Genomic DNA, 25,867 nt, shown 5'->3' on the forward strand with positions numbered 1-25,867 from the left:
TTTTCAGCGCATTCAGGCGTCTTCGACCGGAAGCACGATGCGGGCCTCAAAACCGTCCTGTCTGCCGGGTGCGGGGGAGGATAGCACGAGTTCGCCGCCAATCTGTTCCATCAGGCTTCTGACGATAGCGAGGCCAAGCCCGGTGCCATCAGCCTTGGACGGGCCTCGGACAAAGCGCGTCGTCAGTTTGGGAAGAAGCGCCTTGTCGATCGCCGCGCCGGAATTGACGACGCGGATCGTACCGTCCTCTTCGGCCAGTATGTGCACCGGGCTTTCCGCCGGACTGTGGATCAGGGCGTTTTCGAGAAGGTTGCGGATGATGATGCCGAAGGCGTCCGTGCCCAGCTTGCAGTTCAGGCCGCCTTCGCAGCGATTGGTGAAGCGGATGCGGGACGTGCCGATCGCCGTTCTGCTCATATCGTCGATGATGAGCTCGAGAATGGGGATGAGGTCGGTCGCCGTGTCTCTTACCCCGATCCTTGCTTCCGCGCGCGACATCTGCAGCAGTTTTTCGGCGAGATGGCCGAGATGCATCAGGGCTTTCTCGATATTTTCCACGCGCGGTGCAAGTTCAGGCGGAATATCGGCGTGCAGCCGCTGCGCCTGCGCCAGCGCGCCGGCAATCGGCGTGCGCAATTCATGGGCGCTGTTGGCGGTAAACTCCCTTTCCGCTTCGATTGTCGATCGCAGCCGCCTCAGCAGCAGATTGACCGAGCGGGCAATCGGGTGAAGTTCAGCCGGAAACGGCAGGGTTTCCAGCGGCGCGAGATTGCCGCCGTCTTTTTTCCCGATCTCGTCGCGCAAGGTCTGTATCGGTTGCAGGGTTTTGCGCACCACGAAGATAACGGCAAAGATGCTGGCGGGGATAAGAATGAGAACGGGCAGCAAAATTGCAGTGCCGGCTTCCTCGATTGCCTCACGCCGGTTGGCGAAGGCATCTGCGACCTGAAGGAAGTAATTCCCGTCCGGTGTCGCCACCGTGTAGATGCGCTGGGTCGCCGTTTCAGAAAAACCGGGGTCGAGAGAGACTTCGAAAGGTTCGGTCGAACTGTCATGCGAATGCAGGACGACCTGTCCTTCCCGGTCGCGAACCTGATAGGTCAGATATTCCGCCGCATGTGCAGACTGGTTGAGTTTTTGCGAGGCGGGGCCCGTGTTGTTTTCCCTGAGATCGTCCACCAGCAGTGGCAGCAGTCTTTCGGCTGTTTCCTCAACGCCAGCGTCGAAAATTTCAGCGAACTCGTCCTGCATCACCATGACGCCCAACCCGCAGGCGATAAACCAGGATATGGCGACAACGCTCGTCAGCGCGGTGACGAGCTTGCGGGTCATGCTGGTTGGTCTGGCCATTTCTGTCTACCTGATGGTGTAGCCGACGCCGCGCACGGTCTCGACGCGGTCATGGCCGATCTTCTTGCGCAGCCGGCTGATATAGACCTCGACGGTATTGCTTTCTATTTCCGCGCCGAATTCGTAGAGCGTATCGTGCAGTTGAGATTTCGAGACGACCGCACCGGGATGCTCGACCAGCTTTTCCAGCACGGCCCATTCTCTGGCGCTGAGCGTTTGCGCTGTTCCGTCAACGACGATATTGCGCGCCACCTGGTTGATTTCGATGCCGGGCAGGCGAATGACGGGGGCGGAGCGCCCCTCGTAACGACGCGAGACCGCCAGCATGCGTGCCGAAAGCTCGTTGAGATCGAAGGGCTTGACCAGATAGTCGTCCGCTCCGGCATTCAGTCCGGCAATCCGGTCGGATACTTGGTCGTGCGCCGTCAGAATGATCACCGGCGTCGAGTCGTCTCGGTTGCGCAGTGATTGCAAAAGGGTGATGCCATCGCCGTCCGGCAGCCGCATGTCGAGCAGGATGAGCCCGTAAGCCATGGTCAGCGTCGCCGCCGTGGCGTCGTCGAGCAACTTAAACCAGTCGACGGCGTGGCCTGCCGCGGCGACATGGTCTCGCAGCGCCTCTCCCAGCACATGATCGTCTTCAACAAGCAGAACCCGCAAGACAGCTCCTTTATCGCGTCGTCTTGCGTATCGCTTTCACGGGATAAGCGTCAAGCACTGTATGTTCAGCTATTCTGGCGCTGGGTGCAGCCGCCGAACACGTCCTGCGCGGAATCGTAGACGGAGGTGGAGACGTTCATCATTCCAAGGATACTGTGGAAATAATTGTCGTGCGAGCGCCCGCCCTTTGCTGCGCCTTTTGCAAGGCAGGCGCGATCCAGCCCCATAGATTTGGCGAAATCATCATCGAACCAGACGAGAAACGGCACATGGGTCTGCTGGTCGGGTGCCAGCAGATAGGGTGCGCCGTGCAGATAGACGCCGTTTTCGCCAAGCGATTCACCATGGTCAGAGGCGTAGATCATCCCCGTTGCCAGCGTGTTGGAACGTGCCTTCAGCTTGTCGATCACGGTCGACAGGAAATGATCGGTGTAGAGAAGCGTGTTGTCATAGGAATTCACGATTTGCGCGTCCGTGCAATTGCCAAGCTCAGCGGTTCGACAGTCCGGGGTGAACTTCCGGAATTCGTCGGTGTAACGCAGATAGTAGGTCGGCCCATGGCTGCCCATCTGGTGCAACACGATGACACTGTCCTTCTTGACGTTATCGAGCCATGCGTCGAGCTTGTCGAAGAAGATATCGTCGCGGCATTCTCCGCCAGTGCAGAAGCGGGTGTCGTTGGTGGAAGGCAGGTCGAAAAAGGGAATGCGGTCGGCCACGTTCTTGCTGCCGGTGTTGTTGTCCAGCCAGGTTGCACCGACACCGGCATGGACAAGAACATCCATGACGTTCTCGTTGGCGAGCGCCTTGTTGTGGCTATACTCAGAACGCGGGAATTTCGAGAACATGCAGGGAATGGAAATCGCCGTCGCAGTGCCGCAGCTGGTTGTATCAGGGAAATAGATCACGTCGCGCTTTGCCAGTTCCGGGTTGGTGTCGCGCCCATAGCCGTTCAGGGAAAAGTTCGCGGCGCGCGCGGTCTCACCAGCCACGATGACGGTGATGCGTGGCTTGTGGATGCCACCCAGCGCCGGCAGGATTTTCGCATCCTTGCCGATCGGGCTCACCTGTATGTCAGCTTCCTTTTCCGCCTGCGTCAGATAGTGAATGGTGGATATGATCGGCGACAAGGGATTGACGCTTTTGACGATATCCTTGTGCTGGCGCACGGCGGTGGTGAATGTTTTGGAATTCGCAAAGCTGATGATGCCGGCAACGGTGAGGCAGATCAGGATGCTGACGGTGTTCCACAGCAGCTTGTCGATGATCGGCCGATGCCGAACCCGGACGGCGGCGATGACGAGCGACGGCACCAGCCCATAGATGGTCAGATGCCAGAAAAGGCCAGGTGTCATCAGATTGCCCGCTTCCGCCCGCGTGGTCTCCACGGCGTTGCGGATCATGTCGCTGTCGATGATGATGCCGTAGCGGTCCATGAACCATGAAGCTGCCGCGGCCGCGAATATCAGCAAGATAAGAAACGGCTTGATGAGATATTTGGCGGAAAAAATGGTGATGAGCGCACCGAAAAGCGCCGCTATGGCGACATAAAGCCCAACGATGGCGACCGGATAGGCGGAAAGATAGGTGTGAACCTTCGACCAGAACGTCTGGTTTGTAAAAAACAGCAGATAGGCTCCCGTCAGCAGACAGAGCGGCACGCTGCCTATTTCCGGACGAAGAGTTACAGTCCCAGTCGTTTTCGCGGTAAAAAGCGCCACTATCAGGTCCCACCAGATTCAGAACGGCGGGCATCAGCAATGAAAGTGCGAACGCCCGTATTTAAATTGCCTCAGAGGCCAGTGGATGGCGGTTGCATCATTTAGCTGACATCAACCTGAATGATTGTCATGAATCTGTCATGTTGCGCCGCGCTCCATGCGGCGGTGCACGTGTTCATGTCGATGACCAAGCTCTCGAGCGGATATCAATTAATTCAGCCCGACGAGGCCTGTCGCCGTGGTGCGCATTGAAAACACGCGCGTGGCCCGGACCGGTAGCACGCTGCCCGCAGGCAGGTTCTGGAAGGTCACCGTCGCCCCGGACAGCAGGGTTAGGCATAGCTGCCCGCCATTGCCGACATAAATGGCACGTGTGACTGACGGTAGCGGGTTGTTATCATCGGGAACGATGTCGAAACCGTGGGACGCCGGTGATTCGAGGCCGGCGCTATGATGTGTGTAAGTCTCAGCCATTGTGGTCTCCCGTAAATCAAAATCCGCCGTGATTATGCGGTGAGCCGGGGTGACGGGGACAAGCGGGGAAGCAAATGTCGGCGCAGGCTCCGGTCCTGCACCGGGCTCAGCCGGAAAGACTTATGGTCCTTACGCAATTTCATGGGGTTGGCCGTATCGCCATTCCTGTCGGCCAAGCGGATGGCGGCGAATTTTTATCCCCGGGATCGCGCATTGTCGTAAAACTTGACTGATAAAGAATATATTTCTAGTTGCTCCACTTTCGGATGGTATTACGGTGACGGAAGAACCGTTGCGGGCAAGCTGACCCATCGGTGATAACGCATATCAAGTGAAGCAGCAGGGGCATGAAGCGCAGAGATCGATTGATGTCTTCCGGTTGGGGGCGGCGGGAATTTCTGGGGCTGCTTGCCGCTTCGGCTCTTGCGGGCAAGGCGCGGGCGGCGGTGACGCCGCGTCTTGCCGCGATCGACTGGGCCATGCTGGAAACCTCCGTCGCGCTCGGTATCATGCCGGTTGCCGCAACTGAACTCATCCAGTTCAGGGCAGGTGCTGTCGAGCCGGAAATTCCTGAAACCGTCTCTGATCTTGGTCTGCGCGGCGCGCCGAATTTTGAGCTTCTGCAACTGACGCGGCCCGACCTCATCCTCATTTCACCTTTCTACACGCGTTATACCGGCCGGCTGGAAGCGATAGCGCCGGTGTTTTCATTGCCATTTTACGTGAAGGGCGAGCCGCCGTTTGAAAAGTCGCTTGCCGCGGTCTCGGCACTTGGCGAAAAGCTGGGCAGGGCTGACGAAGCCCGCAAGGTTCTGGACGAGGCACGCCTCGCGCTGCAAGCCATGCGGACGCGCCTGGCAGGTTTTGCGTCGCGGCCGACTTATGTGATCAACATCGGCGATGCCCGGCATTTCCGCGCCTTCGGTGAAGACAGCATGTTCGGCGATATTCTTGGCCGGCTGGGGCTGACCAACGCCTGGGTAGATCGTTCGCAGTTCACCTTCGCCGCCCCGGTTCCGCTCGAAAATCTAGCCGACGTGGCCGATGCACGCATCGTCATTGTTTCGGATGTTCCGGTGGAGGCCCGCGAGAGCCTGCGCAACAGTGCCATCTGGCGTGCGCTTCCGGCCGTGCGGGAAAACCGGGTGGTCACCCTCGGTAATGTCAGCCCCTATGGCGGTATCACCGCAGCCATGCGTTTTGCGCGGCTTTTGACCGAGGCTCTGGCAACCCACGGAGAGGCATTGTGACGGCACGGCCTCTCCAGCTTTTCTTCGGCCTCGTCTTTCTTCTGGCCTGCGGGCTTTCCCTGCATGCCGGATTGCTGCGGTTACCCCTCGGCGCTTGGCCCGGCCTGCCGTTCGATGCCGCGTCCATGTCGATGGATCAGGTCATTTTCGCCTTCAGCCTGATGCCGCGTGTGGCGGTTGCCATTCTTGCGGGGGCGATGCTGGGATTGTCGGGTGCGCTTTTCCAGCAATTGCTGCGCAATCCGATTGCCGACCCCTCCACCCTTGGCATCTCTGCCGGCGCCCAGCTGGCAATCGTCATCGCGACCCTGTTCTTCCCCTCGGTGCTGGATGGCAACCGCGCATGGGTGGCGCTCGCCGGCGGTACCGCTGCGGCCTCCGTGGTGTTTCTTCTCGGCTGGCGGCGGTCCTTCGAGCCCGTCACCATGGTGGTGTCGGGACTGCTGGTCGGCATCACCGCCGCTTCCGTTGCCGCCGCGCTGACGCTTGCACGAGGCGAATATCTAATGTCGCTTGTGGTCTGGAATGGCGGTTCCCTCAGCCAGCAGGACTGGTCGAATGCGTTTCTGCTTGCCGCCCAACTTCTCGCTGGTCTGGTTCTCACCGGGCTACTGATAAGGCCATTGACGGTTCTGGGTCTCAGCGATTCCAGTGCGCGATCGCTCGGCGTATCGCTCTTTTCGATCAGGCTGGCGGTGGCTGCCGTCGCCGTGATGCTGTCGGCATTCGTCGCCGCCGCCGTCGGTCTCGTCAGTTTTATCGGACTTGCAGCACCTGCGCTTACCCGTGCGCTGGGTGTGCGACGTGCATCTTCCGTGCTGTTCGTTTCGCCGCTTCTGGGCGGTCTGCTGCTCTGGTTCTGCGACGGTCTCGTGCAGCTTCTGGCGAGTACGACAGCGGAAGTGTTTCCGACGGGTGCGGTCACGGCTCTCATCGGCGGGCCTTTGCTGCTTTGGCTGCTGCCGAAAATCCCGCCTACGAATATCCATCGCAATGAGGGCGGCGATCTCGCGATCAGACGCAGGCTTGCCTCCCTGCTGCCGGTGCTTGTCATCATGGCCGGGCTGGTTTTTGCAGCCCTCGCCATCGGCAAGGGGCCGGAGGGCTGGACGGTGCTGAAAGCTGGCGACCTGCAAAGCCTTCTGCCCTTTCGTTGGCCGCGGTTGATGGCGGCTTGTGCTGCCGGTGGTTTATTGGCGATGGCGGGCGCGCTTCTGCAGCGGCTGACCGGAAATCCCATGGCAAGCCCGGAGGTGATCGGCGTCAGCGGTGGCGCGGGTCTTGGTTTTGCCGCCGCCATCACGCTCTTTCCGGCCGCCGGGCTGTTCGAACTGTTTTGCGGCGCCGGCCTCGGCTCGGCAGCCGTCATGATGCTCGTTCTGTTCTTTTCGGTGCGCCGGCATCTGGCGCCTGAAAAAATACTGCTCGCCGGCATTGCCATCAGTTCGCTCTGCTCGGCGGTACTTTCGGCACTGCTTGCCATTGGTGATCAGCGGGCCTGGCAAATTCTCTCCTGGCTCAGCGGCTCGGGTTCGACGGCGACATCAGGTTCGGCGATCTTTCTTGCGGTGCTTTCCGTCGTGCTCCTGGCCGCTGCCCTGTCGGTGACGCGCTGGCTGGTGATCCTGCCGCTTGGCCGGGATGTGCCGCTCTCACTAGGTCTGCCGCTCGCTACGGCGCGTATTGCAGTCATCGCCGTGGCCGGCATTGCCACCGGTGCGGCCTCACTGCTGGTCGGTCCGCTGAGCTTCGTCGGGTTGATGGCACCGCACATTGCGCTTCGGGCCGGTTTCACCACACCGCGCGACCACCTGTTTGCATCGTTCCTGTTCGGTGCGGTGCTGATGGCGCTTTCCGATCTCGGGGCAAGAACCGTGACCTTTCCTTACGAGTTGCCGCTTGGGCTTTTTGCGGCTCTGGCCGGTGCGCCCTATCTGATCTGGCTTTCAGGCAGGCGATGATGATTTTTCTGAACGATTTACGGAGATGAGAACAATGGGTCAGGCCGCACCTGCCGTAGATTACGACGATATCCCGCTTTTCTTTCTGGAAGCGGTAACCATGGAGGTTCCGGGCAGGACATTGCTGCATCCGCTGACGGCAAGCTTTGCCACCGGCAAGACCATCGGTCTTATCGGCCATAACGGTTCGGGAAAATCGACGCTGCTTAAGATTCTCGCGCGCATGCACGAGCCGACGGCGGGCAAGGTGTCGTTCGAGGGGCAGCCGCTGGGGAGCTGGGGCAACCGCGAATTTGCGCGAAAGCTCGCCTATCTTCCGCAATATACGCCGGCTGCGTCCGGCATGCTGGCCAAGGAACTGGTGGCGCTTGGCCGTTACCCCTGGCACGGCGCGCTCGGCCAATTCACCAAGGCGGATCAGGAGAGGGTGGACGAGGCTATAGAGCTGACCGACACCGTGGCCTTCAGGGACCGGCTGGTGGACACGCTTTCCGGCGGGGAGCGCCAGCGCGTGTGGCTGGCCATGCTGGTTGCCCAGAACGCCGAAAGCCTGCTTCTCGACGAACCCATATCGGCGCTCGACATGGCACACCAGCTCGAGGTTCTCTCGCTGGTGCAAAGACTGTCGCGGGAAAAGGGTCTCGGCGTCATCGTGGTGCTGCACGATGTCAACATGGCGGCGCGGTTCTGCGATGAGATCGTCGCACTGCATTCCGGTAGGCTTATCGCAAGGGGAACGCCGAACGAAATCATGACGCCGGAAACGCTGGAGCGTATCTATGGCGTCCGTATGGATGTCATGACCCATGCTGCGACCGGCTTTCCCGTAGCACTGCCGCTTTGACATCGTTGCAGCAAAACAACGCCCTGACGTACTCGCCTTTAACAGGAATTCCGCAGGCGTTTCCCGCCCTAACAATGTCTTAATGGCATCCTACCGCCAGTAGACATTGTTAACCGTTTTGCTTTCCTTGCACCCAATTCAGTTGTTTTGGATCGATTTCGGGGAACAAACGTTAACAGTGCGGAATTCAATATCCGGAGAGGGCAAGAAGGGCTGCTGCGGGTAGGAATAAAACAGGAGAAAATCAGATGAAAAAGGCTGTTGCCGTAACTTTTGCCGCATTGACGATGGGTCTCGGTGGAACCGTGTCCGCACTCGCTGCCGACCTTGCAAGATATGAGCCGGCTCCGCAGGAGCAGGACGAACGCAATGGCGTCAAGATCGGTTACCTCACCTGCGATATCGGCGGTGGCGTCGGTTACGTAATCGGCTCGGCCAAGGAACTGGATTGCACCTTCCAGTCCACCATGGGCGCGCGTCGCACCGACCATTATACCGGCGCCATCCGCAAGATGGGCGTTGACCTTGGCTTCACCACGCAGGGCCGTCTGGTCTGGGCCGTTTTCGCCCCGACAGCGGGTTACCACCGTGGTTCGCTCGGTGGCCTTTATCAGGGCGCCACGGCTGAAGTAACCGTTGGCCTCGGCGTTGGCACCAACATCCTCGTTGGCGGCACCTCGGGCTCCATCCAGCTTCAGACGGTCAGCGTGACGGGTCAGGTTGGCCTCAACCTCGCCGCAACCGGTACATCCGTGACGCTCACTGCGATGAACTGATCATCGACGTACTGCCCGGCTTATAACGCCGGGCATTCTGTCGCATGTCAAAAAACGCCCTCTTCGTTGTCAGACGGGGAGGGCGTTGTATTATGCGGGGCATGATGATCTCGGCATTCAGAACGCTTCCGGCTTCAATGGCTTTTTTCCTCTGTATTGCTGCGCCGGCATTGGCCGAAGGCGATGCGGTGCACGGGGAAAAAGTTTTCAGCCGCTGTTCCACCTGCCACAGCATCGATGCGCCGCGCACCCGCATGGGACCGCATCTGATGGGCGTGGTGGGCAGGCCGATAGCCTCCGTAGCTGATTACGGCCATTATTCGCAGGCGCTGAAGGATGCCGGTGCCGCGGGTCGGGTGTGGACGGAGGAGGAGCTGCAAAGTTTTATCTCGAGCCCAAAAAAGGCGATCCCTGGAACCTCGATGCGCTTTTTCGGGCTGTGGAGCGAAACGGATATTGCGGATCTGATCGCCTATCTGAAAACGCATCCGATGCCGCAATAACCCTTAAAGCGGTGCTTCCGAAACAATCTCTTCTGCCTCTTCCACCGTCATCGCCATCACCTTCGCGCCGATTTCGAAGCCGAAGCCGTTGCGGGCGAATGCGGAAAATTCCTTCGACTTGCGTTTTTCATCAAGCTCGACACGGCGAAAGGGGCCGAAGGCGCGCTTGCGCGCAAAGATGACGGCCGCCACCAGATCGTTGGTTTCCTGCAGTGCGACTGCGGCCGTTTCCCGATCAATGCCCTTGATCTGAAGTTTTTGCGCAAGCCCGCGCTTCGACTTGCCGCTGCGCTGGCCACTTCGCACGGCAATTTCTGCATAAGCCGTATCGTCGAGCGCCTTGATGCCATAGGCGAAGGTCACGGCGAATTCGCCAAGGGCCTTTATCTGAGCGGGGCTGATATCCTCGAATTTTTCCCGCGCCTTGCGGGTGATCGCATCGCGCAACTGCTTTTCCGTCATCATGCGCTGTTCCAGCCGGTAGAGAGCGGAATTGCGCGCCCATGACAGCATGCGGCTGGTGGGTTCGATGGCCTGCGTTTCGCCATCCAGTGCCATGTCGTCGGTCAGGAAGGGGCTGGAATCATCGTTCATCCCGCTTTTATAGCGCAGCGAAGCCGTCTTGCCAGTTCCTGTCTGCTACACGCCCTCCGGTTTTGCAGCGTCTCACGGCGTCTGCGCGCCGGTTGCGGCGACGTAGACCGAATAGAGCGATTTCGTTGCGGTGATGAACAGGCGGTTTTTCTTCGGGCCGCCGAAGGTGAGGTTTGCGACCGTCTGCGGCACCTTGATTTTGCCAAGCAGCGTACCGTCAGGCGAAAAGCAGTGCACGCCATCGCCGGCACTGGTCCAGAGATTGCCAGCTGTATCCAGACGGAATCCATCAGGCAAGCCATTGTCGAGATTGCAGAATTCCCGGCCGTTTGTGAGCTTCACGCCGTCCACGACATCGAAAACGCGGATATGTCGTGGGCGGGATACATCATGGCTGTAGGAACTGTCTGCGACATAGAGCTTGGTTTCATCAGGCGAGAAAGCCAGACCGTTTGGCTGCACGAAGTCATCGATGGCGATCTTGATTTCACCGGTCGCGGGGTCGAGCCGGTAAACATTGCGCGTCTTCTGTTCGGGTTCTGCCTTGTAGCCCTCATAATCGGAAAGAATGCCATAAGTGGGGTCGGTGAACCAGACGCTGCCATCGGATTTCACCACCACGTCATTAGGCGAGTTCAGCCGCTTGCCGCCGTAGCTGTCGGCAAGAACGGTGATCGAGCCGTCGACTTCGGTGCGGGTGACGCGACGGCCGCCATGTTCGCAGGAAACCAGCCGTCCCTGCCGGTCGCGCGTATTGCCATTGGTGAAGTTGGAGGGGTGGCGGAATACCGAAATCCCGCCATCCGGCACCCAGCGCAGCATGCGCTCATTGGGAATGTCGCTGAACAGCAGGCAGTTCAGATCGGAAAACCACACCGGGCCTTCCGCCCAGCGGCAGCCGGAATAAAGCTCTTCCAGTTCCGCATTGCCGACGATCAGAAGGCGGAAGCGTTCATCGTGGATTTCGTAAGGGGAGGCGTTGTCTGTGGTCATGAGCGTGGTCCGCTTGAGGGCTTTTCGTTCGGGGTTCAGCGTGTGGCCTTGGGGCCGCTTGCCAGAAGAATGACGGAAATGATGATGAGGCCGGTGAGGATGAGGCGGATGCCCGCGCCGAAACCATAGGTGTTCAGCATCGAGACCACCAGGAACATGAACAGCGAAGCGCCCCAGATACCGGGTACGTTGGAATCGCCGCCCGCAACCGCCGTGCCGCCGATCACCACCACCGCGATGGACATCAGCAGATATTCCGATCCCATGTTGAGTGCTGCGCCGCCGGAGAAGCTGGCGAGCAGATAACCCGCGATCGCCGCCAGTACCGCGCAGAGCACATAGGTGACGAAGCGTGCTCCATCCACCGGAATGCCGGTCATGCGGGCGGCGAAAGTGCTCTGGCCGATGGCGGAAATCCAGCGTCCGTAAAAGGTGCGGTCGAGCAGCAGCCAGGCGATGACCGAGAGGACAAGGGCGACGAGGGCAACATTCGGAATGCCGAGAGAGCTCGACGTGGCAAAGGTGGCCAGTGTTTCCGGCGGCTTGATCCGCAGGCCGCGGTTGGACCAGATGGCGATAGACTGCACGATGAAGCTCATCGAAAGCGTCGCGATGATCGGTGGGATGCGCAGAAGCTTGATCAACGTATAGTTGCCGATGCCGATGGCGATGCCGATCAGGATGGCGATCAGCAATCCCGGCAGGATGAGACCATCGGACACATCCATGAATTTGAGCGCCAGCGTGCCTGATAGCGTCATCGTGGCGGGAACGCAGAGGTCGATATTACCCGGCCCGAGCGTGATGACGAACATCTGGCCGATACCGACGATCACGGAAAAGGCAGCGAAGGTCAGGGCTGCGTGCGACAGGCCGAAGGAGCTGGCGCCGCCGGTGAACATGACGGTAACGATCCAGACCGCGGCCGTTGCGGCGAACGACCAGATCCATGGTTTTTTCGAGAGAGACGAAAGCCCGTTCATTGGTTTTTCTCCCGCTTTTCGAGACGGTTGAGCAGGATGCGGAGCGCCAGCACGATGATGAGGATCGCCCCTTGTGCGCCTATCTGCCAGTCCGGCGAAATGCGCATGAATGACAGGAACGAGCCGGCAAGGGTGAGCGTCAGCGCGCCGATGACAGCACCGATGGGCGAGACCCGACCGCCGACGAATTCGCCGCCGCCCAGAATAACGCCGGCAATCGACAACAGCGTGTAGCGAAGCGCGATATTGGCATCTGCCGATGTCGTCAGCCCGACGAGCGCTATGCCCGACAACACCGCGAAGAAACCGGCCAGCGCGAAGGTGGCAGCACGTATGCCGATGACCGACCAGCCGGAGCGCTCGACGGAGCGGAAGTTACCGCCGACGCCGCGCATCAGCACGCCGAAGGAGGAGCGCATGACGATGTAGTGGGCAACGACCGCAATCACGATGCTGGCAACGATGGCAATTGGCACGAGCGGCGGTTTTGCCGTCATCAGCGCCCGGATGAAGGCTGGCGCCTGGCCGCCGGGTGAGGGGAGGATGAGAACGGCAAGGCCGCCCCAGACAAAGCTCATGCCAAGCGTGACGACGATTGAGGGCAGGGCGCGGATGTGGATGATGGCGCCCAGCATCGCATAAACCGCAATCGCACCGGCGAAGATCGCGATACCGAGCAGTGGCGTCGTTTGCAGGAAGGTGGCGGTGACGCAGGCGCAGAAACTTACGAAGGTACCCATCGACAGATCGAGATCGTTGACGGACATGATCAGCATCTGCGCAATGGTGGCAAGTGCAATCGGCACCGCCAGATTGAACAGCAAGTTGAGTCCGTTATAGCTCATGGCGCGCGGCTGCATGTAAAAGACGGCGGCGAGCAGGAAGGCGAGCGAGGCGGCGGGAATGATGAGACGAAGGGCACTGGCGGAGAGTTTCATGCGTGGTCCTCTCCGGAAAAGGAAGCGGCCAGCACATTCTGTTCGGTGATGTCCTCTCCCACCAGTTCCGCCTGAATGGCGCCGTCGCGGAAAACATAGACCCGGTCGCAAAGGCGGATTTCATCCATCTCGGTGGAGTACCAGATGAAGGTGCGGCCGTGGGAGGCTTCGGTTCTCAAGATATCGTAGACCTCCTGTTTGGTGCCGATATCGACGCCGCGCATCGGGTCGTCCATCAGCACGGTGCTGGCCGTGGTGGCGAGCGCACGGGCGAAAAGCACCTTCTGCTGGTTGCCGCCGGAGAGCGAAAGGATTTTGTTGCCCATGTCGGGCGTGCGGATTTCGATGCGCTTTTTCCACTGCGCGCCAAGCTCGGTTTCCTTGCCCCTGTCCACCATTCCGGCGGATGAAATATCCCGCAGCGAGGCGATGGAAAGGTTTTTGAGGATGCTCCACAGCGGGAAGGTGCCGTTCAGACTGCGATCACCCGCCACGAAGGCGATGTCGGTCTTGCGCGCGGGCAGCCAGCTGCTGTTGCGGGCAAGGTAGAGATCGAGTAGCGCTTCGGTCTGCCCGTGGCCGCCGAGACCGGCAAGGCCGATGATTTCACCGCGGAAAGCCTCGAAGGCGAGGCCTTCGCCCCGGCGCGCCGGCATCGAAAGCACCTTCTCTCCCGCCTTGCGGTTTTCGCCCTTTTGCCTGTCCTGTTCCTTGACGACGCTGCCCATGGCTTCCACCAGCGTGCGCGTCGTGAACTCGCCCGCTGCCCGATCAGCGACCACTCGGCCGTCCTTCATCACCACGATGCGGGTTGCTGTCGACAGAATCTCGCCGAGAATATGCGAGATCAGCAGCACGGAGCCGCCGGTGCGCACGAAACTGCGAACATAATCCATCAATTGTTCCGCAAGACCGGCATCGAGCGAGGAAGTCGGTTCATCGAGGATCACCAGTCTCGGCGCATCCGGGGTTCGACAGAAATTGATGGCGATTTCGACCATCTGCCGCTCGGCGATGGAGAGTTCTGCGATCGTCAATTCGCAATCGATACCGTGGCCGGGAAAAATCTCGTCCAGCGTATGCCGGATCATGGTGAGGGCACGTCCGCGCCAGTTCCGCCCGTTCATCGCGGCATGCATGATGCGGACGTTTTCGCTGATCGTCAGGTTCGGGCAGAGCGACAATTCCTGAAACACGCAGCGAACGCCGCTGGCGCGTGCTGCCGCGATTCCTTGACGGCCTTGTTCGCCGCGATAGGAAATGGACCCCTCATGCGGCGTCAGCCCGCCATTGATGACGTTGACGATGGTGGATTTTCCCGCACCGTTATGGCCGACGAGCCCCAGGCATTCGCCCGAACGGATGACGAGATCGGCCCCATCAAGCGCTCTTACCGCGCCGAACACGACCTTCACGCCGCGCGCGGCAACGACTTCTTCCGCCTCGATGATGTCATTCATGAGCATTCACGCCAGTGATCTGAAACTTGGATAATATTGGTAGCAGTTGCGGCGCCCGTTCAGGGAGCGCCGCAATCGCTTTTGTCCAGGAAATTGTCCTGCCTATTTGGCGGAGGCGATGGCCTTCTGGGCGTCTTCCTGTGAATATTCCACATTCGCGACGCCGCCCTTCTGGGTGTTCTTGAGGTTTTCCTCAAGATTGCCCTGATCGATGCGCAGGAAAGGTACGGTCAAATCCTTTTTGACATCCTTGCCGTCGAGGATTTGCTGCGCCACCCAGAAAGCGAGCGTGGAAACACCGGGGGCGATGGAGACCGACATGGTCTCGTAGCCGCTGGCATCCTTCTGCTGCTTCCACCATTGCAACTCGTCTTCGCGGTTGCCCATGACGATGGTGGGTGTCGGACGCTTGGCGGCGGCAAAAGCCTGTGCTGCACCGTAACCGTCACCGCCCTGCGTCACGACTGCCGCAACTTCGGGAAGGCTAGGCAGAATGCCGGCGACAGCGCGCTGTGCGACGTCCTGCGCCCAGTCGCCATTGACCGAACCGACAATCTTGAACTGCGGGTTCTTGGCGACGGCGTCGACGATGCCGGCATGGATTTCATCGTCCACCGAAACGCCCGCGAGGCCGCGGATTTCGAGCAGGTTGCCACCCTTCGGCATCGCCTTGGCGAGATAGTCGATCTGGCTTGCACCCATCGCCTTGAAGTCTACGGCGATGCGCCAGGCGCAGGGCTCGGTGACAATGCCATCGAACGAGACGACGGTGATGCCGGCGTCGCAGGCTTCCTTGACAGCACCGTTAAGAGCGGTGGGCGAGGCGGCGTTGATGACGATGGCGTCGTAACCCTGAAGAATGAGGTTCTGGATCTGCGCCGCCTGTTCGGTCGCCTGATTTTCGGCTGTCGTGAAGGCGTCAGCGGCAGCGACCTGCTTGTCTGCAACTGCCTGCTTGGTGATCTTGTCCCAGCTCGTCAGCATTGCCTGACGCCAGGAATTGCCCGCGTAATTGTTCGAAAGCGCGATTTTTTTAGCCGAGGTGTCGGCGTGAGCGGTGATCGGCAAAGCTGCGCATGCGACAGCGGCCGATGCCAGAAGCATCTTTCTGAAAGCCATTGATTTTCCTCCCTGGTGGCTTGCCCTTTTTGAGCTCGGAACCCGCTTTCCCGCAAATCTCCTCGGCGGCAGGCGGAATTCCTTTGCACTGGAGCTCCTTTCCCCAGTAAAAGCGAGAATGACCAAGAAGGTTTGGCTTGTACAGGCGGATAACGGCAATCTTCCTGCGGGTTTCCGCAGAAAGGATGCGGGAACCCGCAGGACGAAATGCCACCGCCGGGCGCAGAATAGCTGATACGGGGCAGGTCGCGCCGCCACAAGTTGACAAGGCAGGCGCTTGGGAGGGTGTCCGCACATGCTGGATACGCCGAAAAGCGCTCTTTTCCATCACTACATGGGCATTTCGCGGCTGCTCGCCGGGCAGCTCGAATTCAACGCCATCATTCAGGCGGTCGCCACCGAAATCACCCATATCATTCCTCACGTCCACATGGATGTCTGCATCAAGCAGCTGGATGACAAATTTCACATCGCCTATGAAAGCGGTCTGGCAAGCGCCTGGAGCCGCCAGCCGCCCGCCCTTCTGTCCGGCAGTCCCATCCGTTCCGTGCTCTCGGGCGAGGTGGAATATCTTTTGAGCGGCGATGCCTGCGCCGATCCGCGCTTCCATTTCGAAGGCGCATTTTCCAGCCCGATCATCGAGCTTGATCTGCATAGCCGCCTGCACGTGCCGATGAAGGTGCATGGCGACATTATCGGCGCGCTCAGTTGCTCCTCGCACCAGTCGGATGCCTATACGATGGAGGATGTCGCCAATGCCCGCGCGGTTGCGGATTTGCTGGCGCCCTATTTTTACGCCATCCGCGCCGCCGAACAGGCCAAACGGTCTGCGATCGAGGAGGCGCGCGCCAATGCCCGCGAGGAGGGGTTGCGGCTGGGTGCCCTGCAATTGACCGAAGCGCTGGAGGCCGAGCGGCAGCGGATCGGCATGGATTTGCACGACCAGACGCTGGCGGACCTGACGCGGCTTGCACGGCGCATCGAGCGGATGAGCCACGCATCGGACGTGTCGGGCGAGATGCTGGAACCGGTGGTGCGCAGCCTGCAGCACTGCATGCAGGATCTGCGCGAGATCATTGAGGAGGCGAAACCCTCCATCCTGCAATTGTTCGGCGTCGTGCAGGCCATCGAGACCTATGTGGATCGCTCCGTGCGCGACAGCGGCTCTTCTATCGACTGGTCGGTTACGGACGAGACGGACGGGCTTGTGGAAACACTCGACAAGACCGTTGCCATCTCGCTGTTCCGCATCGTGCAGGAGGCGGTCAACAATGCCATCCGTCACGCGCAGCCGGAAACGATCGCGGTGACACTGTCGTTGACGGATGGCGGGTTACGGGTGACCGTGAGCGATGACGGTAGCGGCCGTGGCGAGGGGGCTGTCTCTGGTGGACTCGGCATCGGCAACATGAAGACGCGTGCACGGCTGATTTCAGCCAGATTCGATATTGGTGGCAATGGCAAAGACGCTGGAACCCGCATTACCGTGACGTTGCCGGAAGGCGCTTTCGACCGGCGGGAGGAAATATGACATGGACGTGCTGATCGTTGAGGACGATGCGCTACACCGCGCCTATCTGAACGAGGCGGTGAGAGCCGCCCTGCCGGAATGCGACAAGGTGCTGGAGGCGGCAAACGGCAGAACCGGCGAAAAGCTGGCGCGGGAAAACCGCGCCGCCCATATCGTCATGGATTTGCAGATGAACGAGCGCAACGGCATAGAGGCGGCGCGCACCATCTGGAAGGAGCGGCCGGACACCCGCATCCTGTTCTGGTCCAACTATTCCGACGAGGCCTATGTGCGCGGCGTTTCCCGCATCGTGCCCGAAGGTGCTGCCTATGGCTACGTGCTGAAATCAGCATCTGACGACCGGTTGCGGCTGGCGTTGCGCAGCATCTTCATCGAGGCGCAATGCGTGATCGATCGGGAAGTGCGCGGCCTACAGGAAAAAAGCCTTGGCAAGGCGCATGGCTTCACCGATTCCGAATATGAAATCCTGGTTGATGTTGCGCTGGGCCTGACGGACAAGGCGATTGCGCGCCGCCGTAACCTTTCGTTGCGCAGCGTGCAGAACCGGCTGCAAAGCCTCTACGAAAAGCTGAACGTCCATCAGGCGGCCGGTGATGACGAGGCGGAAGGCCGTTATAATCTTCGAACCCGCGCCGTCACCGTCGCTTTCCTGCGCAAGCTGTTGAATTACAGCGCGCTCGAAAGGGCCGAGCGGGAATTGGGCGAATGGGCGACTGGCCGCTGATTATCACGGCAGGAAGGCAAGCAGACGTCTTTCATCGGCCCTGAGGCCCGAGACCGGCTTTGCGCCCACCTTCAGAATACGGCCAAGCTTCTTCTGCGCCTTCTCCTCCGTTGCTATATCGAGAACGGCGGGATGTACGTAGCTCTTGCGGCAAATGGCGGGTGTGTTGGACAGTTCCGTCGCCGCTGCCTGACACATACCCTTGATGCTGGGTTTTTCACCCGCAGCCACATGTTCCATCGCATGACAGAAGGCCGCAAGCGTTCCGCCCCAGGTACGGAAAGTCTTGGCGGAAATGCCTTGTCCGCCGACGCGGGAAAGATAGGCGTTGAGATCGCTTGAATCGACGGAGTGAACCCGGTTTTCACTGTCCTGCCAGACAAACAGCTCCTTGCCGGGCAGATCGGCGATTTCCTCGAGGATTTTTTGAAGGCGCGGGTGGCGCAATTGCCGCTTCACCTTCTGCCCGCCCTTGGCTGCAAAGCGCAGTTCGATTGTCTCGCCGAAGGACACGTGGCGCTTGAGCAATGTGGTTGCGCCATAGGTACCGTTGGTTTCAAGATAAGAACGGTTGCCGACGCGCAGATAGGCGGCATCGAGAAGCAGCGTCAGGGCCGCCAGTGTCATGTCCTGACCATGATCCTGTTTTGCAATGTCAGCCATCGCGCGTCGGCGGATGGCGGGCAGCGCCTTGCCGAAGCTTTTCAGCTGAAAGAACTTCGTCTCACCGCGCAATGCGTGCCAGTCGGGATGGTAACGATATTGCTTTCGCCCGCGCGCATCAAAGCCCGTTGCCTGCAAATGCCCTGATGGGTCGATGCATATCCAGACATCTTTGTAGGCAGGCGGGACGCCGAGCGATTTGATGCGCTTCAACTCCACGTTATCGGACAGAAGTTCGCCGCCCGGCAACCGGTAACAAAAACCGCGCCCGCGCCTTTCTCGGGCTATGCCCGGCTCCTGATCGTTGACATAGGCAAGTCCGATTTTGGCAAGAAGGCGGGTGGGCGGTTGTGGCATCGTTTTTTCCGGCAGGTTTAAGGTTGCAGGAAACGAGAAACAGGCCGCCTTCGTTCCGGCGGCCTGCTGTTCCGGTCATGACTTTCTCAGCCGGCCTTGGCGATCCGCAAAATTTGCGAGTTGCCGCCACCGCGCTCTTCGGTCACGGCATAGACGGCACCATCCGGACCCACTTTCACATCACGAATGCGCGCTTCCAGCGGCAATCGGCTTTCCGTCGCAACCTTGTCGCCGTCAATGTGCAGGATGACGAGGCCCTGGCTCACCAGACCGCCTACGATGAAGGCTCCCTTCCACTCGGAAATCTGGTCGGCGTCGTAAAAGGCCATGCCGGACGGGCCGATGACGGGGTCCCAATAATAAACCGGCTGTTCCATGCCTTCCTTGGCGGTGGCACCTTCGCCAACGGACCGACCGCTATATTCGACACCGTAGGTGATGACCGGCCAGCCATAATTGAGGCCCGCCTTCGGCAGGTTCATCTCATCGCCGCCTTTCGGGCCATGTTCCACTGTCCAGAGCCTGCCCTGCCCATCCAGTGCTGCCGACTGGAGGTTACGGTGGCCATAGCTCCATATCTCGGGGAGGGCGTTCTGCTGGCCGGCGAAGGGGTTGCCCTCGAAGGCCTTGCCTTCGGCATCAATGCGGAAGACCTTGCCAAGCCCGCTCGACAGGTCCTGCGCCTGCACACGCGGCGTTGCGTCTGAACGTTCACCGACGGTGACGTAGAGCTCGTTGTTCTGGCCGAAGACCAGGCGGGAGCCGAAATGCTTATCACCATCATAGGTCGGCATCTGGCGGAAGATCACCGAGACGTCTTCCAGTTTTGCTGCTCCACCCTCTTCGGTCAACTTGGCCGATGCGACGGAGGTGCCGTTGCCGCCATCCCGTGGCTCGGAAAAAGAGAAGAAGATTTTACGGGAGGTTTCGAAATCGGGAGCCAGCGCGATGTCGAGCAGACCGCCCTGTCCGTCGGACGCCACCTCCGGCACGCCCGCGATGGCAGGGCTGGCTTTCCCGTCTGCGACGATGTGCATTGCGCCTTCCTTGGCCGCTACGATCATGCGGCCATCGGGCAGGAATTCCATCGACCAGATATGCGGTAGGCCCTCGGCAATGACGGTTTTTTCGACATCCGGCTGAGTGGCGGCTTGCGGCGCACGGGTCTGACCCTCGAAAGCCGGTTTCTGATCCGGCGCATTGGGCCGTTTCGTCTCGACAGCCGGGGCGGTCTGTGCGTGGGCGGCGCCGGCAAGTGGTACGGCCAGCAGCGCGAATAGCATCGTCGAACTCAGAAATCGGTTGTTGCGGAACATGGGTCTCCCTTCCTTTGTCTGCATCGGGCAGAGAACCATTTGGGGAGGAATTCGTTTCTTGCGATAGTTTCAAGAAAACTTGATGAGGCCGTGTACGGGCGGCATCCTCTTTTTTCATCCATGTAAACTTACAGGGAACCGCAAGCCCACGCCTACGTTTTCCCCCTGGTTACACGGAGGGCGCCGCCATGCAGATCATCGACAATAAGAACATAGACGGGAACAGAGCCAAGCCAATTCTCAATGTTGCGGAGTTTTGCCGCCGTTACCGGCTGGACAAGGCCGAGGAGACACGGTTGAGAAGGCTGTTCGGAGAATTCGCATCCCGGCACGAGCTTTTGATGAACGCTCAGCGCAAGCCGAACTTCCGCTGATCATTCCTCCGGATCGATCGATTTTCCGAAAATCATGAAGACATCATATCGGGTGTTCTTTCCCACTATCTGGTGCGAAGGCTTGCGAACGCCGGGCATAGGTTCGGCGCGCAGAGGCCATTTTAGAACCACCCGCTTCGTCGCATGTTCAAGCGCAGCCTCCATCAGCTCTACCTGATCGGGATCGGATCCCACCAGTTCCCGCAGCACCCGCATTTCCTTTTTCACCAGCGCCGTGTTGTGGCGCGGCGGATGCATTGGGTCCACGATCACCACCTCCGGTGAAAGTTCTTTCAGCAGAAGCCGGGAATCGCCCTGCAGCAGCGTCATGCGGGAGGCAGCCTCGGCATAGGCTCCACCCGCCTCCAATGCGCGGCGAATGCCGTCAGCAAGGTGGGCGTGCATACCGGGTGAACGCTCTATCAGCGTAACTTCGGCTCCGAGTGACGCCAACAGAAAGGCATCGCGCCCGAGCCCTGCCGTGGCATCGACGATTTTTGGCGTGCGGCCTTTGGTGAAGCCCGCGGCTTTCGGCAGAGCCTGTCCGCGCCCCTCGCCGGAGCGAAAACGGTGACCGACCGCACCGCCAACAAAATCCACCACGAAGCTTTCGTCTTGTTCTTTCATCGCAGGCCTCAGAAGGGGCAGGGCACGGTATAGGTGACGTCGCGGCCATCCGGGTGACGAAAGCCCACCGCCTCGGCATGCAGCATAAGACGCGGCGCGGCGGCGAGCGCTTCACCTTCTGCATAAAATTCATCGCCAAGGATAGGGTGGCCGAGAGCCTTCATATGCACCCGCAATTGATGGGTGCGGCCGGTGAGAGGAGCAAGTGCGAGCCTCGTGGCGGGAAGCGGCAATCTTTCCAGCACGCGCCAAAGGCTTTGCGCCGGCTTGCCATGGTCGTGGTCCACCCGGTGGCGGGGCTTGTTCTCGGGGTCGATCGCGAGTGGCAGGTCCACCTTGCCCTCTTCACCCTCGACTTTCCCCCAGACGACGGCGACATAGGATTTGCGGGTCTGGCGGTTCTCGAACTGGGCGGCGACGGCCGCGTGCGCCTTGCGGTTCAGGGACATCAACACGATGCCTGATGTATCCTTGTCCAGCCGGTTGATCATCAGTGCTTTTGGAAACTGTTTCTGCACGCGCGTCAAAAGACTGTCGAAGAGCACGGGATCGCGTCCCGGCACCGAAAGAAGTCCGCTCGGCTTGTCCAGCACCAGTAGATCGTCATCCCGGTGCACGATGGTGAGCCACGGTTCGAGCGGCGGATTATAGACGGGGTTGGACAGCACAAGTGACATTGCGCTTCCTTAGCACAAATCGGGCATGGGGCCAGATGCCTGCCCCGCAATATGATTAGTCCGGAATATGAAGATTGACGCGGCCACTGGTGAGATCGCTGATGAGCCGTGTCAGTCGCGCGGCCTCCTCTACGGGAACCGAAAGCTGCATATCCGCGCCGGTGCCGGTGAAGTCCTCCTTTTCCACTCGCAGGTTTCGCGTGGCGGCGAGGCGCGATTTTACCAGGGCCAGATCGGAGAACGGGCAGCTCAAGGTCGCGCTGACATAGGCGATGACCGGTGACGTCTCGCCAAGCCGAAGGCAGGCCGCCGCCGTGCCGCCATAGGCGCGCATGAGGCCGCCGCTGCCGAGCAGAATGCCGCCGAACCAGCGGATGACGAGGACCGCGACATTGTCCAGCGCCTGACCGTCGATAGCCTGAAGGATTGGCTTTCCCGCCGTGCCGGAAGGCTCGCCGTCGTCACTGAAACGATAGGTCTGGCCGTTTCGCCATGCCCAGCAATTGTGGTTTGCGTCGAAGTCAGAATGCGCCGCAAGGAAGCTTTTCGCATCCTCCTCGCCAGTGACAGGTGCTGCAAAGGCAATGAAGCGGCTTTTCTTGATATCCTGCGAAAAGGTGACGGGTCGGTCGAGCGTGAACATGCGCGCTTCAATATCGCATATATTCGCGCGCGGAAATCGGTATAAGGCCACAATGGCGAAGATGCGATGGAGCGGGTTTTGAAGAAGGCAAGGCAGGTCGCGATTGTCGGCGGCGGGCCAGCGGGCCTGATGGCGGCCGAAGTGCTGTCTGCGGCTGGCCATGCCGTAACGGTGTTCGAGGCCATGCCGACCGTCGCGCGCAAATTGCTGATGGCCGGAAAATCCGGTCTCAACATCACCCATGCCGAAGACTACGACATTTTCCTCCACCGTTTTGGCGACGCGGAGCAAAAGCTGCGCGCCGCCCTCGATGATTTCACGCCCGGCGCGCTGCGTCACTGGGCGCAAGGTCTGGGGCAGGAGACTTTCGTCGGCACGTCGGGCCGGGTGTTTCCGACGGTTATGAAGGCCTCGCCGCTGTTGCGGGCATGGCTTGCCCGGCTGGAGGCGCACGGCGTTATCATCAAGACGCGGCATCGCTGGATGGGTTTTTCCGCAGACGGGCTGGCTTTCGCGACACCGGAGGGGGATGTCTACATGAAGGCCGACGCCGTTCTTCTGGCGCTCGGCGGCGCAAGCTGGCCGCGTCTGGGTTCCGATGCCGCATGGGTCCCGGCACTCGCGGCTGAAGGCGTGGCGCTTAACCCTTTCCGCCCCGCCAATTGTGGCTTTGATGTCGATTGGAGCGATGTCTTCCGGCAGCGTTTTGCCGGTGAGGCGTTGAAATCCGTCACCACCATTTCCCCGGCCGGGGCGTTTCAGGGCGAGTTCGTGGTGACGCAGCACGGCATTGAGGGCAGCGTCATCTATGCCCATTCCGCCGCACTTCGCGACCAGCTGGAACACACGGGTAAGGCGACACTCGCTGTCGATCTGGCGCCGGGACGTACCTTGGAGCGCCTTGGCCGGGATCTGGCAAAGCTTGGCCGCAAGGAGAGTTTTGCAAACCGGTTGCGGAAGGCCGTGGGCCTCTCCGCCGTCAAGGTCGGACTTCTGCGGGAAATCTTTTACGATATCTCGGCGATGCCGGATGATCCGGTCGCTGCAAGAATCAAACATGCGGAGATACCGCTTGCACGGACGAGACCGATTGCCGAGGCGATTTCATCGGCTGGGGGCGTTGACTGGCAAGGTATCGATGAGAACTACATGCTGAAAAAACTCCCCGGCATTTTTGCTGCCGGGGAAATGCTGGACTGGGAGGCGCCGACCGGCGGTTATCTGCTGACCGCCTGTTTTGCCACTGGCAAGGCCGCCGCCAGGGGCATGACCAAATGGCTCGACGGCTTGGCCTAACCGGCCTCGGCCAGTTTTTTTTCCGCGCTTGGCGTGGTCCTGACGAGGCAGCGCATGATGGCATCCGTGGTGACGGAGCCGAGTGACTTGCCGTTATCGCCGATGATGACGGCACTGCCGACATCCTCCCTGACGAGCGCGCGCAAGCCTTCCTCGACGGTCATGTCCGCATCGAGCTGAAGACGCGACTGGCCGGTAAAGTCCGGTTGGACGATTGCGCCGAGACGAATGACCCGGCCACGATTGACCTCTTCCACGAAGGCTTCGATATAGCTGTCTGCCGGACTCATGACAATTTCGGCGGCCGTGCCCTGCTGGATGATCTCGCCGTCGCGCAGAATGGCGATCTTGTCTCCCAGCCGAAGAGCCTCATCCAGATCGTGGGTGATGAAGACGACGGTTTTCTTCAGCTCTTTCTGCAATTCCAGCAGCACTGTCTGCATGTCGACGCGGATGAGTGGATCAAGTGCCGAATAGGCCTCGTCCATCAGCAGGATTTCGGCGTTGTTGGTCAGCGCGCGGGCGAGACCCACGCGCTGCTGCATGCCGCCTGAAAGCTGGTTCGGATAATGGCTCGAAAAGCCTTCAAGCCCCACCCGCTTGATCCAGACGTCGGCTTTTTCTTCCCGCTCTCCCTTGTCGACGCCCTGCACCTCAAGGCCATAGACGACGTTTTGCAGCACGTTGCGGTGCGGCAGCAGGCCGAATTTCTGGAATACCATCGCCGTCTTGTGGCGGCGGAATTCCAGAAGTTCCGCTTCGTTGAGGCGACAGACATCCGTTCCGCCATAAAGGATTTCTCCCGCTGTGGGGTCGATCAGGCGGTTGACGTGACGGATCAGCGTCGATTTTCCCGAGCCGGAAAGGCCCATGATCACGGTGATCTGCCCGCCCGGCATGGTGATGTTGATGTCGCTGAGGCCGAGCACATGGCCGTGCTTGGCGTTCAGTTCCGCCTTGGACATGCCGCCCTTCACGGCGTCGATGTAATTCTCCGCCTTGGAGCCGAAAATCTTGTAAAGGCTGCGGATTTCGATCGATTGACTAGCCATGCGCCACTTCCCGGTGTTTTTGCAGGCGAAGGCCGTAGGCCTGGCTGATGCGGTCGAAGATGATGGCGATGCCGACGATTGCCAGGCCGTTGAACACACCGAGCGTGAAATACTGGTTGGCGATGGCCTTCAGAACCGGCTGGCCAAGGCCCTGAACACCTATCATGGAGGCGATGACGACCATGGCGAGCGCCATCATGATTGTCTGGTTGATGCCCGCCATGATGGTGGGGAGTGCAAGCGGCAGCTGCACCTTGAAAAGCTTCTGGCGCTTCGAGGAACCGTAAGCGTCTGCCGCTTCCAGCACGTCCCGGTCAACCATGCGGATGCCGAGATTGGTAAGCCGGATCATCGGCGGAATGGCGTAGATCACCACGGCGATAACGCCCGGGACACGGCCGATGCCGAGCAGCATGACGACGGGAATGAGATAGACGAAACTCGGCATCGTCTGCATGACGTCGAGAACGGGGTTCACGATACTCTGCAGGCGGTTGGACCGCGCCATGGCGATGCCAATCGGCAAACCGATCACAATCGAGAGCACGGCGCAGACGAAGATCATCGAGATCGTCTTCATCGTGTCTTCCCACATGCCGAACCAGCCGATGGCAAAGAGAATACCGCAACATAGTCCAACAATGGTGGCGCTGCGGCTGGCAAACCAGGCGAGTACGCCGACAATAAGAATAACGACCGGCCAGGGGGTGCCGATCAAAAGCCTTTCCGCCCAGATGAGGAAGCTCTGGAGCGGTGTGAACAGCCCCTCTATCGTGCCGCCATAGGCTCTGGTGAAACCCCGAAACCCCTCGTCGATCACTTTCTTCAGCGCACGCAGTGCATCATCATTCATGGTCGGAAATTTGAAAAGCCAATCCATATCCTGTTCTCCACGACGAACCGGGGCCGGCGGGCAATATCCGCCGCGCTCCGGAACTTAAAAACGGCCGGGCGCCGCCATTGGCGGGCCAAGCTGTCGAC

At 60.0% G+C, this 25,867-nt stretch carries 26 protein-coding genes; 9 read left to right on the top strand and 17 right to left on the bottom strand.

Annotated features, from left to right (window positions below; translation table 11 throughout):
- Window positions 1-12: 12 nt before the first annotated feature.
- From ACQZ5Y_RS22925 to ACQZ5Y_RS22940, 4 genes are all read right to left on the bottom strand, one after another.
- Entirely contained in the window at window positions 13-1,350 is a 1,338-nt protein-coding gene (locus tag ACQZ5Y_RS22925; RefSeq protein WP_174060205.1) for a sensor histidine kinase, read from the bottom strand.
- A 6-nt stretch (window positions 1,351-1,356) separates the two neighbouring features.
- Window positions 1,357-2,010: a response regulator transcription factor gene (locus tag ACQZ5Y_RS22930; protein WP_004431644.1), complete on the bottom strand. Its 654-nt coding sequence runs from the start codon at window positions 2,008-2,010 to the stop codon at window positions 1,357-1,359.
- Between the two features lie 65 nt (window positions 2,011-2,075).
- Window positions 2,076-3,731, bottom strand: coding sequence for a phosphoethanolamine--lipid A transferase (locus ACQZ5Y_RS22935; protein ID WP_174060206.1), 1,656 nt, complete (start codon window positions 3,729-3,731; stop codon window positions 2,076-2,078).
- Between the two features lie 210 nt (window positions 3,732-3,941).
- Window positions 3,942-4,205, bottom strand: a complete 264-nt coding sequence (locus tag ACQZ5Y_RS22940) for a spike base protein, RCAP_Rcc01079 family (RefSeq protein ID WP_065663213.1) — start codon at window positions 4,203-4,205, stop codon at window positions 3,942-3,944.
- A gap of 347 nt (window positions 4,206-4,552) precedes the next feature.
- On the opposite strand from ACQZ5Y_RS22940, the gene ACQZ5Y_RS22945 reads away from it, so the two are divergent.
- From ACQZ5Y_RS22945 to ACQZ5Y_RS22965, 5 genes are all read left to right on the top strand, one after another.
- Window positions 4,553-5,455, top strand: coding sequence for an iron-siderophore ABC transporter substrate-binding protein (locus tag ACQZ5Y_RS22945; protein WP_174060207.1), 903 nt, complete (start codon window positions 4,553-4,555; stop codon window positions 5,453-5,455).
- Entirely contained in the window at window positions 5,452-7,416 is a 1,965-nt protein-coding gene (gene fhuB / locus ACQZ5Y_RS22950; protein WP_004431664.1) for a Fe(3+)-hydroxamate ABC transporter permease FhuB, read from the top strand. The genes ACQZ5Y_RS22945 and fhuB overlap by 4 nt, the downstream gene beginning before the upstream one ends.
- A 34-nt stretch (window positions 7,417-7,450) precedes the next feature.
- Complete coding sequence (locus ACQZ5Y_RS22955; RefSeq protein ID WP_004431665.1) at window positions 7,451-8,260, top strand: ATP-binding cassette domain-containing protein; 810 nt, start codon at window positions 7,451-7,453, stop codon at window positions 8,258-8,260.
- A gap of 248 nt (window positions 8,261-8,508) precedes the next feature.
- Window positions 8,509-9,036, top strand: a complete 528-nt coding sequence (locus ACQZ5Y_RS22960; protein WP_004431668.1) for a DUF992 domain-containing protein — start codon at window positions 8,509-8,511, stop codon at window positions 9,034-9,036.
- A 92-nt stretch (window positions 9,037-9,128) separates the two neighbouring features.
- Window positions 9,129-9,539 carry a c-type cytochrome gene (locus tag ACQZ5Y_RS22965; protein WP_013762038.1) on the top strand — a complete coding sequence of 137 codons (411 nt, stop codon included), beginning with the start codon at window positions 9,129-9,131 and terminating at the stop codon, window positions 9,537-9,539.
- 3 nt (window positions 9,540-9,542) lie between these two features.
- Here ACQZ5Y_RS22965 and recX read toward each other — a convergent pair whose 3' ends face one another.
- The 6 genes from recX to ACQZ5Y_RS22995 all read right to left on the bottom strand — a co-directional run bounded on the left by recX (window position 9,543) and on the right by ACQZ5Y_RS22995 (window position 15,626).
- Window positions 9,543-10,133 (bottom strand): recombination regulator RecX, encoded by a 591-nt coding sequence (recX, locus tag ACQZ5Y_RS22970; RefSeq protein WP_013762039.1) that lies wholly within the window; start codon window positions 10,131-10,133, stop codon window positions 9,543-9,545.
- 72 nt (window positions 10,134-10,205) lie between these two features.
- A complete protein-coding gene (locus tag ACQZ5Y_RS22975; RefSeq protein ID WP_111788777.1) occupies window positions 10,206-11,126 on the bottom strand; it encodes an SMP-30/gluconolactonase/LRE family protein in 921 nt (306 codons plus the stop codon).
- 35 nt (window positions 11,127-11,161) lie between these two features.
- On the bottom strand, window positions 11,162-12,109 hold the full coding sequence (locus ACQZ5Y_RS22980; protein WP_004431681.1) for an ABC transporter permease: 948 nt from the start codon (window positions 12,107-12,109) through the stop codon (window positions 11,162-11,164).
- Window positions 12,106-13,047 carry an ABC transporter permease gene (locus ACQZ5Y_RS22985; RefSeq protein ID WP_004431684.1) on the bottom strand — a complete coding sequence of 314 codons (942 nt, stop codon included), beginning with the start codon at window positions 13,045-13,047 and terminating at the stop codon, window positions 12,106-12,108. The genes ACQZ5Y_RS22980 and ACQZ5Y_RS22985 overlap by 4 nt, the downstream gene beginning before the upstream one ends.
- On the bottom strand, window positions 13,044-14,507 hold the full coding sequence (locus ACQZ5Y_RS22990; RefSeq protein ID WP_013762043.1) for an ATP-binding cassette domain-containing protein: 1,464 nt from the start codon (window positions 14,505-14,507) through the stop codon (window positions 13,044-13,046). Before ACQZ5Y_RS22990 ends, ACQZ5Y_RS22985 begins: the two co-directional genes overlap by 4 nt.
- A gap of 102 nt (window positions 14,508-14,609) precedes the next feature.
- On the bottom strand, window positions 14,610-15,626 hold the full coding sequence (locus ACQZ5Y_RS22995) for an ABC transporter substrate-binding protein (RefSeq protein ID WP_004431691.1): 1,017 nt from the start codon (window positions 15,624-15,626) through the stop codon (window positions 14,610-14,612).
- A gap of 295 nt (window positions 15,627-15,921) precedes the next feature.
- Between ACQZ5Y_RS22995 and ACQZ5Y_RS23000 the strand changes: the two genes are divergently transcribed.
- Both ACQZ5Y_RS23000 and ACQZ5Y_RS23005 read left to right on the top strand, forming a co-directional pair.
- Window positions 15,922-17,157: a GAF domain-containing sensor histidine kinase gene (locus ACQZ5Y_RS23000; RefSeq protein ID WP_112959625.1), complete on the top strand. Its 1,236-nt coding sequence runs from the start codon at window positions 15,922-15,924 to the stop codon at window positions 17,155-17,157.
- Window position 17,158: 1 nt separating this feature from the next.
- Window positions 17,159-17,881, top strand: coding sequence for a response regulator transcription factor (locus tag ACQZ5Y_RS23005; RefSeq protein ID WP_004431697.1), 723 nt, complete (start codon window positions 17,159-17,161; stop codon window positions 17,879-17,881).
- Between the two features lie 3 nt (window positions 17,882-17,884).
- Here ACQZ5Y_RS23005 and ACQZ5Y_RS23010 read toward each other — a convergent pair whose 3' ends face one another.
- Window positions 17,885-18,901, bottom strand: a complete 1,017-nt coding sequence (locus ACQZ5Y_RS23010; RefSeq protein WP_060641902.1) for a DNA topoisomerase IB — start codon at window positions 18,899-18,901, stop codon at window positions 17,885-17,887.
- An 86-nt stretch (window positions 18,902-18,987) separates the two neighbouring features.
- Window positions 18,988-20,217: a PQQ-dependent sugar dehydrogenase gene (locus ACQZ5Y_RS23015; protein ID WP_013762046.1), complete on the bottom strand. Its 1,230-nt coding sequence runs from the start codon at window positions 20,215-20,217 to the stop codon at window positions 18,988-18,990.
- 188 nt (window positions 20,218-20,405) lie between these two features.
- On the opposite strand from ACQZ5Y_RS23015, the gene ACQZ5Y_RS23020 reads away from it, so the two are divergent.
- Window positions 20,406-20,591 carry a hypothetical protein gene (locus ACQZ5Y_RS23020; RefSeq protein WP_004431706.1) on the top strand — a complete coding sequence of 62 codons (186 nt, stop codon included), beginning with the start codon at window positions 20,406-20,408 and terminating at the stop codon, window positions 20,589-20,591.
- On the opposite strand, the gene ACQZ5Y_RS23025 is transcribed toward ACQZ5Y_RS23020, so the two are convergent.
- From ACQZ5Y_RS23025 to ACQZ5Y_RS23035, 3 genes are read right to left on the bottom strand one after another with little or no spacing between them, the layout of a single operon-like run.
- On the bottom strand, window positions 20,592-21,218 hold the full coding sequence (locus tag ACQZ5Y_RS23025) for a class I SAM-dependent methyltransferase (RefSeq protein ID WP_174060208.1): 627 nt from the start codon (window positions 21,216-21,218) through the stop codon (window positions 20,592-20,594). It lies immediately after the preceding gene.
- A gap of 8 nt (window positions 21,219-21,226) precedes the next feature.
- Window positions 21,227-21,895 (bottom strand): pseudouridine synthase, encoded by a 669-nt coding sequence (locus ACQZ5Y_RS23030; RefSeq protein ID WP_174060209.1) that lies wholly within the window; start codon window positions 21,893-21,895, stop codon window positions 21,227-21,229.
- A 55-nt stretch (window positions 21,896-21,950) separates the two neighbouring features.
- The gene (locus tag ACQZ5Y_RS23035) at window positions 21,951-22,538 is read right to left on the bottom strand and encodes an IMPACT family protein (RefSeq protein ID WP_174060210.1); all 588 of its coding nucleotides are present in this window, start codon (window positions 22,536-22,538) and stop codon (window positions 21,951-21,953) included.
- Window positions 22,539-22,604: 66 nt separating this feature from the next.
- Between ACQZ5Y_RS23035 and ACQZ5Y_RS23040 the strand changes: the two genes are divergently transcribed.
- Window positions 22,605-23,834 carry a TIGR03862 family flavoprotein gene (locus ACQZ5Y_RS23040; protein WP_174060211.1) on the top strand — a complete coding sequence of 410 codons (1,230 nt, stop codon included), beginning with the start codon at window positions 22,605-22,607 and terminating at the stop codon, window positions 23,832-23,834.
- Here ACQZ5Y_RS23040 and ACQZ5Y_RS23045 read toward each other — a convergent pair.
- Complete coding sequence (locus ACQZ5Y_RS23045; RefSeq protein WP_174060212.1) at window positions 23,831-24,886, bottom strand: quaternary amine ABC transporter ATP-binding protein; 1,056 nt, start codon at window positions 24,884-24,886, stop codon at window positions 23,831-23,833. The genes ACQZ5Y_RS23040 and ACQZ5Y_RS23045 overlap by 4 nt on opposite strands.
- On the bottom strand, window positions 24,879-25,766 hold the full coding sequence (locus ACQZ5Y_RS23050; RefSeq protein WP_004431720.1) for an ABC transporter permease: 888 nt from the start codon (window positions 25,764-25,766) through the stop codon (window positions 24,879-24,881). Before ACQZ5Y_RS23050 ends, ACQZ5Y_RS23045 begins: the two co-directional genes overlap by 8 nt.
- Window positions 25,767-25,867 lie beyond the last annotated feature (101 nt).

The sequence above is a fragment of the Agrobacterium sp. A3-95 genome (genome assembly GCF_053521785.1).